The sequence below is a fragment of the Bacillus sp. BC08 genome (assembly GCF_054326875.1).
The window spans coordinates 56,465-68,871 of the sequence record NZ_JBTGPA010000037.1; the positions used below are offsets into that span (position 1 = coordinate 56,465).

General features: G+C 35.6%; 15 protein-coding genes. 14 read left to right on the top strand and 1 reads right to left on the bottom strand.

Going from position 1 to position 12,407, the window contains the following annotated elements:
- Nucleotides 1–34 precede the first annotated feature (34 nt).
- The 12 genes from hisC (at nt 35) to ACXVYO_RS24000 (ending at nt 9,965) form a co-directional block, all read left to right on the top strand.
- A complete protein-coding gene (gene hisC, locus ACXVYO_RS23945; RefSeq protein ID WP_458468667.1) occupies nt 35–1,147 on the top strand; it encodes a histidinol-phosphate transaminase in 1,113 nt (370 codons plus the stop codon).
- A 345-nt stretch (nt 1,148–1,492) separates the two neighbouring features.
- Nucleotides 1,493–2,755: a tetratricopeptide repeat protein gene (locus tag ACXVYO_RS23950; RefSeq protein ID WP_458468668.1), complete on the top strand. Its 1,263-nt coding sequence runs from the start codon at nt 1,493–1,495 to the stop codon at nt 2,753–2,755.
- Nucleotides 2,756–2,828: 73 nt separating this feature from the next.
- A complete protein-coding gene (locus tag ACXVYO_RS23955) occupies nt 2,829–3,365 on the top strand; it encodes a ReoY family proteolytic degradation factor (RefSeq protein WP_001095929.1) in 537 nt (178 codons plus the stop codon).
- A 154-nt stretch (nt 3,366–3,519) separates the two neighbouring features.
- A complete protein-coding gene (locus tag ACXVYO_RS23960) occupies nt 3,520–3,981 on the top strand; it encodes a YpiF family protein (RefSeq protein WP_458468669.1) in 462 nt (153 codons plus the stop codon).
- Between the two features lie 137 nt (nt 3,982–4,118).
- Nucleotides 4,119–4,631: a menaquinol-cytochrome c reductase iron-sulfur subunit gene (gene qcrA, locus ACXVYO_RS23965; protein WP_001290420.1), complete on the top strand. Its 513-nt coding sequence runs from the start codon at nt 4,119–4,121 to the stop codon at nt 4,629–4,631.
- The gene (gene qcrB, locus ACXVYO_RS23970) at nt 4,632–5,306 is read left to right on the top strand and encodes a menaquinol-cytochrome c reductase cytochrome b subunit (protein ID WP_000932700.1); all 675 of its coding nucleotides are present in this window, start codon (nt 4,632–4,634) and stop codon (nt 5,304–5,306) included.
- Nucleotides 5,307–5,349: 43 nt separating this feature from the next.
- The gene (qcrC, locus tag ACXVYO_RS23975; RefSeq protein WP_000554601.1) at nt 5,350–6,117 is read left to right on the top strand and encodes a menaquinol-cytochrome c reductase cytochrome b/c subunit; all 768 of its coding nucleotides are present in this window, start codon (nt 5,350–5,352) and stop codon (nt 6,115–6,117) included.
- A gap of 121 nt (nt 6,118–6,238) precedes the next feature.
- Nucleotides 6,239–6,829 carry a lipoprotein heptaprenylglyceryl N-acetyltransferase LhaT gene (gene lhaT / locus ACXVYO_RS23980; protein ID WP_458468670.1) on the top strand — a complete coding sequence of 197 codons (591 nt, stop codon included), beginning with the start codon at nt 6,239–6,241 and terminating at the stop codon, nt 6,827–6,829.
- Between the two features lie 25 nt (nt 6,830–6,854).
- The gene (lit, locus tag ACXVYO_RS23985) at nt 6,855–7,541 is read left to right on the top strand and encodes a lipoprotein intramolecular transacylase Lit (protein ID WP_458468671.1); all 687 of its coding nucleotides are present in this window, start codon (nt 6,855–6,857) and stop codon (nt 7,539–7,541) included.
- 108 nt (nt 7,542–7,649) lie between these two features.
- Nucleotides 7,650–8,438: a sporulation protein YpjB gene (gene ypjB, locus ACXVYO_RS23990; RefSeq protein WP_458468672.1), complete on the top strand. Its 789-nt coding sequence runs from the start codon at nt 7,650–7,652 to the stop codon at nt 8,436–8,438.
- A gap of 104 nt (nt 8,439–8,542) precedes the next feature.
- Nucleotides 8,543–9,223: a zinc metallopeptidase gene (locus ACXVYO_RS23995; RefSeq protein WP_141499062.1), complete on the top strand. Its 681-nt coding sequence runs from the start codon at nt 8,543–8,545 to the stop codon at nt 9,221–9,223.
- A 100-nt stretch (nt 9,224–9,323) separates the two neighbouring features.
- Nucleotides 9,324–9,965 carry a uracil-DNA glycosylase gene (locus tag ACXVYO_RS24000; protein ID WP_458468673.1) on the top strand — a complete coding sequence of 214 codons (642 nt, stop codon included), beginning with the start codon at nt 9,324–9,326 and terminating at the stop codon, nt 9,963–9,965.
- A 28-nt stretch (nt 9,966–9,993) separates the two neighbouring features.
- Here the strand turns inward: ACXVYO_RS24000 and ACXVYO_RS24005 are convergent, their stop codons facing one another.
- Entirely contained in the window at nt 9,994–10,875 is an 882-nt protein-coding gene (locus ACXVYO_RS24005) for a YitT family protein (RefSeq protein ID WP_046197274.1), read from the bottom strand.
- 384 nt (nt 10,876–11,259) lie between these two features.
- On the opposite strand from ACXVYO_RS24005, the gene ACXVYO_RS24010 reads away from it, so the two are divergent.
- Entirely contained in the window at nt 11,260–11,601 is a 342-nt protein-coding gene (locus ACXVYO_RS24010) for a nucleotide pyrophosphohydrolase (RefSeq protein WP_458469139.1), read from the top strand.
- Entirely contained in the window at nt 11,601–12,401 is an 801-nt protein-coding gene (gene dapB, locus ACXVYO_RS24015; RefSeq protein WP_458468674.1) for a dihydrodipicolinate reductase, read from the top strand. Before ACXVYO_RS24010 ends, dapB begins: the two co-directional genes overlap by 1 nt.
- Nucleotides 12,402–12,407: the final 6 nt, after the last annotated feature.

Consider the following 12,407-nt stretch of genomic DNA (forward strand, 5'->3'; position numbering starts at 1 on the left):
AATCGAATTGAATAAAATGACTGGGGGAAGAAAAATGAGAGTGAAAGAGCAATTGTTAACTTTGAGAGCATATGTACCTGGGAAAAACATTGAAGAAGTAAAAAGGGAATATGGATTATCAAAAATTGTGAAATTAGCATCGAACGAAAATCCATTCGGTTGCTCAGCACGCGTAACAGAAGCATTAACTTCTTTAGCGAGTCAATATGCTCTTTATCCAGATGGATATGCATTTGAACTTCGGACAAAAGTAGCAGAGCAGTTATGTGTCAAAGCAGAACAATTGTTATTTGGTAGTGGATTAGATGAAGTCATTCAAATGATTAGCCGTGCATTACTACACGAAGGAACAAATGTTGTAATGGCGAATCCAACATTCTCGCAATACCATCACCATGCTGTTATTGAAGGAGCAGAAGTTCGTGAAGTACCACTTAAAGATGGCATTCACGATTTAGATGCGATGTTGCAGCAAGTAGATGATAAAACGAAGATTGTATGGATTTGTAACCCGAATAATCCGACAGGTACATATGTAGAGAAACAAAACTTACTTTCATTTTTAGAATCAGTTCCTAAGTCAGCGCTCGTTATTATGGACGAAGCATACTATGAATATGCGGGAGCAGAAGAATATCCGCAAACATTGCCACTTCTTGAAAAATATGAAAATCTTATGGTTTTACGTACGTTTTCAAAAGCATATGGTTTAGCTGCTTTCCGTATCGGGTATGCGGTTGGTAATACGAAGTTAATCGGGCAGCTAGAAGTAGCAAGGTTACCATTTAATACATCGACTGTAGCACAGGCTGTAGCAATTGCTGCATTAGAAGATCAATCATTTTTACAAGATTGTGTGAAAAAGAACGAAGAAGGATTAAATCAATATTACGCATTTTGTAAGGAATATAACGTATTCTATTATCCATCTCAAACAAATTTCATTTTCTTAAAACTTGGTATTCCTGGTAATGAGGCTTTCGAACGATTAATGAAGAAAGGCTACATTGTTCGTTCTGGTGCTGCATTTGGTATACATGATGGTATTCGTATTACTGTCGGTTTGAAAGAAGAAAATGATGAAATTATAGAATTATTGAAAGAGCTTGTAAAAGAGCAAGTAAAGAAAGAAGAAACATACTCTTAAGAGTGTGTGAAGGCTCCTACTATAGGAGTCTTTTTATTTAAATGAAGGCCTGTAAAGCTTGATCCGTGCGTGTAAATAATTAATAAGGGAAGTTATTTGCACGGTAATGAAAGAAAACGGTACAATAGAAAGTAGTAATGCGGTATCGGTGTCATATTCGAATCGTTATCAGTGAAAGTACAAGAAGAAGTATGCTCATTCTAAAGGTTGCGTTCTTACACCTAGTTGCTTATGATAAAGTGAAACTTTAATCAGTGGGATGTTTATTCTCCACTGATTATTAGCCCGCACCAATCGGGGTAAATGAACAGAAAATAATATTTGTTAGAATTAAAGGAGACGTTTATGCAAAAGTTTGAACAAGCTGTTTCATATATTGAAAATGGTGAAGCGGAAAAAGGATTACAATTATTAAAAGAACAATTAAAAGTTGCGAATGATGAAGAGAAGTATGATATCGCTCGTTACTATCATACACTTGGATTTACGGATGAAGCGCTATCTATTACAGAAGACTTGCGTTTATTGTACCCAGAAGAAAGTGAATTCACTGTATTTTTAGCAGAATTATATATTGATCTAGACAAAGAAGATGAAGCGATTGAAGTACTTCATGATATTCCAGAAAATGATGATTTGTATGTTCAATCGTTATTACTTGTTGCGGATTTATTCCAAATGCAAGGTTTCGATGATGTAGCAGAACAAAAACTATTAAAGGCGAAAGAAATGATGCCTGACGAGCCTGTTATTACGTTTGGATTAGCAGAGTTATATAGTAGTAAAGGGGAAGAACAAAAGGCAATCACTTATTATGAGACGCTATTAGCGGAACATAAAGTAATGGGTGGTGTTGTCATTGCACTTCGCCTCGCAGAAACGTTAAGTGCGATTGGAAATTGGGAAGAAGCGATTTCTTATTATGAAGCAGGTTTAGAGGAACAAAAAGATATCCACTCATTATTTGGATATGCCTTCACATTATACCAAGGTGAAGAATACCAAAGAGCAATTGGTGCTTGGCAAGAATTAAAAGAATTAGATCCGGAGTATGCATCACTTTACATGTATTTAGCGAAAAGCTATGAAAAAGAAGGAATGCTTCAAGAAAGCTATGAAACACTTCAAGAAGGAATTAAAGTAGATGAGCTTTCTGTACCATTTTATGTAGAATTAGCGAACATTGCGGCGAAATTAGGAAAAATAGCGGAAGCAGAGGAAGTGCTTCAAAAAGCGCTGGAGTTAGATCCAGGACATTTAGGTGCAATATTAAAATATGCGTATATCCTAAAAGAACAAGAAAAGTATGAAGAGCTAATTGCAGTTGTAGAGCGTGCGATTGATAGCGGAGAGCCAGATACACAACTACTTTGGGATCTTGCATTTGCAAAAAAACAATTAGAAATGTATTCGGATGCATTAAAACACTATGAAAGTGCATATACTTCTTTTAAGAATCATCCAGACTTCTTGGAAGAGTACGGTTATTTCTTATTGGAAGAAGGTATGCGAAAAGAGGCGAAAGAAGTATTTACTCAGTTAATACAACTAGACCCGACACAAATTCATATTGAAGAATTGTTATATAATTTAGAGGATTTTTCATAAGTTGGAAGGAAACTGAATGCCGCTTCTTGAATCTAAAAAGAAAAGAGAAAGACAGAGGAGGGACTTAATTGCTATGAATACCCCTGTTTCTGTAAACGAGAAGAAGGATTTTGTAAAATGGTTTTTGAATAATTACCAACTGAAACAGCGTGAATGTGTATGGATTTTGAATTATTTAATGAGTCACGACCAATTGATGCATAAAGTCCACTTCGTAGAGCATGCAAAATATTGTCCGCGTGGCTTAGTGATGTCCGCGAATTGTGTAAAAGATACACCGTTTCACTTTTTTAAACAAAATGTTATGACAACAGATGCTGAAAAATCGTTTCATGATATTCGTTTAAATCGAGATGAGGATATTTATATTCAACTCAATTTTAAATCATCGTTTCAAAATGCCAATTATGTAGCTGTATTAGAAGAAAACCCGTATTTACCGAAGCATATTGAAGTAAACGAGAAAGATCGTTTACTTGCAGAAAGATTTTTAGAAGAAAGTGTATTTTCTTTTAGAAGAGAACGCCTTTTGAAACAAATTGATGAAGCGCTGGATAAGCAAGATCAGGAAGCGTTTCATAGGTTAACAGCTGAGTTAAAGATGTTATAGAATTCATTTGGATTCATAAAATTTTACAAATTTCAGACTTTTTGAGAAAAACTACCTTAATATAGGTAGTTTTTCTTTTTTTACCTCTTTTAGTATGGTTTAATATATATAAAGTGAAAGTTCTGTCATTTACAGGTGAGGGGAGGGAAGAAATTTGAAATGGATTGTAAAAGATGTGGAACAGTTTGAGCAAGCAAGAGAGTATGTAGATACAGGTGTTATACCGCTTTTATCAATTTCGGCAGCAAAAGAAATGAAAATGGTAGTAGAACAAGGCGAATTTATCGAATTGTTGAGTATGGAGTTGGAAAGGGAATATAAGGGAAGAGTACTTTTACTACCATCATTTACGTATTTAGTAGAAAGTCAAAAAAATGAAAAAGGTCGTTTGCAAGAATGGACAAATCATTTACAAGAGCAAGGTTTTAAGCATATTGCTTATGTTACAAGTGATTTTTCATGGAAAGAAGGTATGCAAGAATTGCAGGGAGATTTATTTTGGTTTCCTTCATTAGCGTTAGAACAATTTAGTGATCAAGCGAAAAGAGAAGTTATTCATGCGCATATAAAAAATATAATGGTGATGTTAGAAGAAAAATGGGGAAAACAACAATAAACAGAAAGTTCTTATTATTATGAGTAGTATGATATTGACCTGTGCATGAGCGTATTATATCATGATAGTGTCCTAGTTTTTATTTTTTATATAATTTATCACGAGGGGACAATTTCTGACAGAGGGGGGAAATTTTCGTGAGCGAGAAAGAACATCGTGTATCAAGAAGACAGTTTTTAAATTATACCCTTACAGGGGTAGGAGGCTTTATGGCAGCGGGTATTTTAATGCCGATGACGCGATTTGCGCTTGATCCGGTGTTAAGAAAAGAAGCGGGAACGGATATGGTTGCTGTTGCACAAGTAAAGGATATTACAACAGAGCCGAAACGTTTCGACTTTAAGGTGAAGCAGGTTGATGGTTGGTACAAGTCCGAAGAGCCAAAATCAGCTTGGGTTCATAAAGATGAAAGCGGAGACATTGTTGCGTTCTCTCCGGTATGTAAACATTTAGGATGTACAGTGAACTGGAATTCGGACAAAGCACATCCGAATCAATTCTTTTGTCCATGCCACGGGGGCCGTTACACAAAAGACGGGATGAACATTAAAGGCACGCCGCCCCTTGCTCCACTTGATGTATACGAATCTAAAGTGAAAGATGGAACGCTGTATTTAGGAAAAGCGAAGCCAAGAGGGGGTGCAAAGTAGATGCTAAATAAAATTTATGATTGGGTAGATGAAAGGTTAGATATTACACCAATATGGCGTGATATCGCTGATCATGAAGTACCTGAACATGTAAACCCGGCACATCACTTTTCTGCATTCGTTTATTGCTTTGGAGGACTTACCTTTTTCGTTACTGTAATTCAAATTTTATCTGGAATGTTTTTGACGATGTATTATGTGCCTGATATTAAAAATGCTTGGGAATCGGTTTATTATTTACAAAATGAAGTTGCATACGGGCAAATTGTTCGTGGTATGCACCACTGGGGTGCTAGTCTCGTCATTGTAATGATGTTTTTACATACACTTAGAGTTTTCTTCCAGGGTGCGTATAAAAAGCCTCGTGAGTTAAACTGGATTGTTGGTGTTCTTATTTTCTTTGTTATGTTAGGTCTTGGTTTTACCGGATATTTATTACCATGGGATATGAAAGCATTATTTGCTACGAAAGTAGGGATTCAAATTGCAGAGCAAACACCGCTCATTGGTCCTTATATTAAAACATTACTAGCTGGTCATTCCGAAATTGTTGGCGCTCAAACACTAACTCGCTTCTTTGCTATTCACGTCTTCTTCTTACCAGCAGCACTTCTAGGTTTAATGGCCTTCCACTTCATCATGATTCGCAAACAAGGTATTTCCGGTCCGCTATAAGAGATTGCTAAATAAAAGGGGAAAGAACTAAAGGAGGGAGATTATGCATCGCGGCAAAGGGATGAAGTTTGTAGGAGATTCTCGGGTACCAGTAGCTCGGAAACCAAATATTCCAAAAGACTATTCTGAATACCCAGGAAAAACAGAAGCATTTTGGCCGAACTTCTTGTTAAAAGAATGGATGGTTGGTGCAGTTTTTTTAATCGGTTATTTATGTTTAACAGTGGCGCATCCGTCACCACTTGAGAGAATGGCGGATCCAACTGATGCCGGATATATACCACTTCCAGATTGGTATTTCTTATTCTTGTATCAGTTATTAAAGTATTCTTATGCTTCTGGTTCATTTACTGTAATTGGAGCGTTTATTATGCCAGGGATTGCGTTTGGCGCATTACTGTTAGCTCCATTTCTTGATCGAGGACCAGAAAGACGCCCGTTGAAGCGTCCTGTAGCAACTGGATTTATGCTTTTAGCAATTGCATCGATTATCTTTTTAACTTGGGAATCTGTAGCGCACCACGACTGGGAAGCTGCAAAAAAACAAGGAGCAATTGTAAAAACAGCACCAGTTGATAAAAATGATGACGGCTATAAATTAATGCAAAAAAATACTTGTTTAACGTGTCACGGTGACAATTTACAGGGCGGGGCAGCGGCGCCTGCACTGCAAAACTTAACTTTAAAGCCAGAAGAAATTGCTAAAATTGCGAAAGATGGAAAAGGTTCCATGCCTAAAGGTGTATTTAAAGGTACAGATGAGGAACTGAAGAAACTTTCGGAATTCGTTGCAAAGTATAACAAAAAATAATAAAAAGCTGACTACAAAAATTTGTAGTCAGCTTTTTATTTTGATGAAAGAAAGTTTACTATATAATAGAGTAGAGTTTGAGGAAAGAATGACTTTGTTTGAAAGGTGTTGGACATACAGCTTGGTTTACTTGTATGCAATGTTAAGACAACGCTCCGTATTATTATTTTTATTAGTTGTTAACATATTAGGTACAATATACGGATTTATATGGTATGGAAATCAATTAAAAGAAACTTCACCTATATTTTGGCCGTTTGTACCTGATAGCCCGATGGCGAGTCTCTTTTTTGTCTTTGTTTTAATTGCTTTTTTAATAAAGAGAAATTTGGGATTAATAGAGGCGTTAGCGATTGTTACTTTAATAAAATATGGTATATGGGCTGTTGTTGTAAATGCAATTATGATCTATGTAAAAGGTCCTATTGGTGTTATGGGGTATATGTTAATGCTTTCGCATTTTGCGATGGCAGTACAAGGATTGTTATATGCACCGTTTTATCGTATAAAAAAATGGCATTTTGCGGTAGCAGCTATATGGACATTACATAATGATGCAATTGATTATTTATTTTGGCAAATGCCAAGATATGGAATTATGCATTTGTTTGTAGAAGAAATTGGTTATTTTACGTTCTGGCTAAGCATCGCTACACTATGTATTACATATTATTCTTGCTTGCGTGAGAACCGAAAACAGTTTTCTTTATGATAGTTAAAACATGTAGGGGGAGAAAATGAAGAAAAATAAGAGTGGTACAAAAATATGGGATCGATTGATTACGATAGTTGTTTCATATAGTATAGCATTTTCTATATTTGCACTCGCAACAACGGCGGTTGTATACGGAAAATGGTTGTATTATTTTGAAATTGATTTTTTAAACATTCCAGATTTAGCGGATATGACGAAGGGTGATATTAAAAGAAATTATGATGTGCTTATCACATATTTATCGCCATTTTATGATGGGGCATTACAGTTGCCAACATTAGATATGTCTACAAATGGCCGTATTCATTTTGTAGATGTTAAAAATATTTTAGTAAAGATTCAATATGTGATGTATGCGACAATTATGATTGCGATGATAGGCGGCATTTATTTATTAAAAAAGAAAAATGAAAAGTTTTTACTGCACGGATCGATTTTAACAATTATCTTTCCGATAGCGCTGATGCTACCGATTGCTATTAATTTTGAAAAAAGCTTTGTATTATTCCATAAACTTTTATTCAGTAATGATTATTGGATGTTTGATATTGAAACGGATCCGATTATATTAATGCTACCAGAAGAATTTTTTATGCATGCAGCGTGTGCTATTTTATTATTTATTTTATGCGGCAGCATACTTTGTTACAGCTTGTATAGATATTTCGTAAAAAAGAAAAGAATTTCAAAGGAAAAATTCTCTGTTTAAAGAGAATTTTTTTTGTTTGTAAAACGATAATATATTTTTCGGTTCAGTTCTGTTCTATTCTTGTCCAAATTAACATATTTTGTACTAGTAGTTATAGGGGGGACCGTGATGAAGAGAACATTAATTGGATTGATAGCATTTCTAATTATAATGTTTCCGTTACGTATATATGCTGAAGAGTGGAGTGAACTAACAGGGTTGTTAGACGACTCATTACAATTAGTGAAGCGTAATGAAGATGAAAAAGCAGTACAAGTATTACAACATTTCTCGGAGCAGTTTGTAATAAAGGGGAATGAAGAGAAGCAAGAAATAACGCCAGATCAAGTTAGAGTTATTTCTTTAGCTTACGACAGGGCGAAACAATCTCTCGCGGAAACAGATTTAGGTAAACAAGTTAAAATTGATAATGTGTTAGCACTGCAGCTCGCTGTTGATGCGCAAGTGTCGAAATATCAACCACTTTGGATGGAAAGAGAAACAAAAATAATGGGTGCTTTTTCTCAAATGGAAAAAGCGATGAAAAAAGAAGATACGGGACAGTTTCAACAAACGTTAAACACATTTTTACATGAATTTAATATTATTTATCCCAGCTTAATGATCGCCTTGCCAGAAAAAGAAGTGCAGCGTGTAAATGCCCATTTGTCTTATTTGGATGAATTTCGTAACGTAATGTTAAATACGAAAGGTGGGCAAATGCAAATAGGAATCATTAAAGGGGATTTGCAAAAAATATTTCATACGGTAAAAAAAGATGAAATTGCACCCTCGCTCATTTGGTTTATGACAATTACTGGAGGTCTTATTCTATTCACATTAACTTATGTTGGATGGAGAAAGTATAAAGGGGAGAGAGAAAAAAGAAAAAGTAATGTACACTCTAAAAATAGATAATGCAATAAATAAAGATACGGATTGTAAGGTTTATTCATTGACAATGATGGCGGAAGAAAATAGAATGAGAAGTACTATAATTAAAACTTCAATGGAGGTTCATGATGTTTTATTTAATTTACTTCGCGATCATAATGATCATACCGTTGTATGCACAGTCGAGAGTACGTAGTGCTTATAGCAAGTATTCACAAGTTTATTCAACATCGGGTATGACAGGAGCGGAAGTGGCTCGAAAAATTTTAGATGAAAATGGATTATACAACGTAGCTGTAGAAGAAACACCAGGTCATTTATCAGACCATTATGATCCAACTGCCAAAACAGTTCGATTATCAACAGATAACTATTACGGTCATTCAGTTGCTGGTACAGCAGTTGCAGCACACGAAGTAGGACACGCAATTCAAGATGCAAAAGATTATAACTTTATGCGTGTACGTCATTCATTAGTGCCAGTTGCCAATTTTGGTTCCAACATGTCATGGATTTTTGTCCTAATTGGTGTATTTGCACAAATGTCTGGTTTATTGTTATTAGGTATTATCTTAATGGCAGCAGGTGTTGTGTTCCAACTTGTTACATTACCAGTTGAGTTTGATGCATCAAAGCGTGCAATGCAACAAATTGAAGCGTTAGGCATCGTATCAACAGATGAATATGGCCAAGCTCGTAAAGTATTAAATGCGGCAGCATTAACATATGTAGCGGCTGCAGCTGTAGCGGTATTTGAATTATTACGTCTCGTATTAATGTATACTGGTATGCAGCGTAGCGACGACTAAAGACTATCATTTGATAGTCTTTTTTTTGTTTTGTGGATTGAATTATATAATGTACTGCAAATAGAAATAATAGAAGCAATGCGGAAAGGCGGTGGGGGAAATGAAATATCCAGACCATTTAGTAAAACAAGTGAAAGAACGTAGTGCTCCTTATCAGCTAGAGGGCTTTTTAAGTGGAAAAGGTCCTGAAAATCCAAAATTTATGTTGCTAGGAGAAGCGCCTGGTGAAACAGAAATTCATAATGGGATTCCATTTAGCGGGAGAGCGGGAAAACAATTAATGGAGTTTTTAGAACGGATTCACGTTACAAGGGAAGAAGTATATATTACGAGCACTGTTCGGAGCAGACCTTATAAGTGGCGAGAGAAAAAAGAACGAAGTGGTGAAATCATACAAAAAAAGTATAATAGAACGCCAAATCAAGGAGAAATACTTGCCCATGCACCTTTGTTAGATTATGAATTAGAGAAAATAAACCCGAAGCTTATCGTCACGCTTGGAAATATCGGCCTTCAACGTTTAACAGGAAAAAATACAAAAATCACAGATGTGCACGGACAATTATTAAAACAGCCTATTCAAAAATTAAAGGATATGCAAAGTGCAGAGTTTACATGGTCAGAGAAAGAATATCATATTTTCCCGACTTTTCATCCTGCTTCCATTTTTTATAATCGGAGTTTATTGGAGCTTATTTATGAGGATTTAGATAAACTTGAAAAATATGTAAGAAAAAACTAGAAAAGTTAGAGAGCTTTTCTAGTTGCATTTATGTATGTAACGGATTTTTATTTTCATCTAATGTAAAACCTTCACCAACTACATCATGTACATCACTTACAGCAACAAAGGCATGAGGATCTACAGACGTAATAATATTTTTTAATTTCACGATTTCATTTTTAGCAACAACGCAATATAATACGTTCCGTTCCACTTTTGTATACGATCCAACAGCTTTTAAAAAAGTAGCTCCGCGTTCCATTTCAGATAAAATCTTGGCAGCAATTTCATCATTTTTATCCGAGATAATAGTTGCTCCTTTCGCAGCATAGGCTCCTTCTTGCATAAAATCAATGACTTTCGCACCGATAAAAACAGCAACTAACGTATACATGCCTTCGCGGTATGATAAATAGGTAAGAATCGAGACGATAATGATGATAGCATCAAACATAAACATCGTTTTTCCCATACTCCAGCCAACATATTTATGAGCGAGTCTCGCGATAATATCTACACCGCCGGTAGTCCCGCCGTATTTAAATATTATGCCAAGACCAATACCAATAAATGCCCCAGCGAATAGAGCCGCGAGTGTCATATCATTTTGTAAGTTTAAATGTAAGTTAAGAACTTCGTATCGCTGAAAAATCCATAGAAATAAAGATACGCTAAAGGTGCCGATTAGTGTATAGATAAATGTCGTTCTTCCAAGTAACTTCCACCCAATAAAAAATATAGGGATATTTAAAATTAAGTTTGAATAAGAAGGATCAAACTTAAATAGAAAATACAATAATAGTGTAATACCGGTAAATCCACCTTCTGCAAGATGATTTTCAATATTGATATTCACAATACCGAAAGAAAAAATAGCGGAACCGATTAAAATGAAAATGATATTTCGAATCTTCAAATTTGATGTCATATAGAAATCCCCCTAATTATGTAGATTGCATTGCTCCGCTGATACGGTAAAACATAATGATAAGTAATTTCTAGTTGTTAGTAAAAATAGTGCAGGCTATAAAAAACGATTGGTTCGGGCTGATCTTTTGCAAAAATCGCAAAAGAAAGTTTCACTTTACCCCGTTCCAACGGCTGGTAGGGGATAAAGCTTTGAAGGAGGGCAAACCAGCCGTAGAAACCCGATTGGTTCAACTAATCTTTTGCGAAAAGCATGCAAAAGAAGTTTCACTTTATTATAGTGTATCCAAAAAAGGGTAGCAAATAGGTGTTTGGCGGGGAATAATATTTGTCAAATCGCGATGAATTGGCTAACATGAAAGAGGAAGGATTAGAGGTGAGTTGTATGGAAGCGAAAACGATGAAGGATATGCAGAAAGAAGTAGATGCATATATTGGTCAGTTTAAAGAAGGTTATTTCAGTCCACTTGCAATGATGGCTCGTTTAACGGAAGAAATGGGGGAGCTTGCAAGAGAGGTTAATCATTATTATGGTGAGAAACCGAAGAAAAAAACTGAAAAAGAACGTAGTGTTGAAGAAGAGCTTGGAGATGTATTATTTGTTATGATTTGTATGGCAAATAGTTTAAATATTGATTTAGAAACAGCACATAACATTGTAATGAATAAATTTAATACTCGCGATAAAGATCGCTGGACACGTATTGATGAGGGAGAGAAAGAATAATGAAAGAAATTAAAGTAATTATCGCTGGACCAAGAGGACGTATGGGACATGAAGCAGTCCTTCTTATGGAAAGAACGGAACATTTTAATTTAGTAGCAGCAGTAGATTATAAGCATGGCGGAGAGAAAATTTCTGATTTACCAGGCATGCCAGCGATAAATGCACCGATTTACGCAGATTTACATACTTGTTTAGAAGAAGTAGAAGCTGATGTGTTGTTAGATTTAACAACGCCAGAAATTGGGAAACAACACGTTACACTTGCAGTTGAGCGTGGACTTCGTTCTGTTATTGGTACAACTGGATTTACAGAAGAAGAACTAAAGCAATTAACAGAGACTGCAAAAGAAAAAGCAGTAGGAACTATTATCGCTCCAAACTTTGCAATTGGTGCAGTTCTTATGATGAAATTCTCACAAATGGCAGCGAAGTATTTCCAAGATGTTGAAGTAATTGAATTGCATCATGATCAAAAATTAGATGCACCATCTGGTACAGCGGTAAAAACAGTAGAATTAATTCGTCAAAACCGTGAATCAAAGCAGCAAGGTCATCCAAATGAAGTAGAGCAACTAGAAGGAGCTCGTGGTGCAAATGTAGACGGCATTCACATTCATAGTGTACGTTTACCAGGACTTATTGCACACCAAGAAGTAATGTTTGGTGGAGATGGGCAAATGTTAACGGTTCGCCATGATTCATTCAATCGTGCATCATTTATGTCTGGTGTAAAACTATCAATTGATACAGTAATGAATCTAGATCATCTTGTGTACGGGTTAGAAAATATTATCGACTAAAGGGGA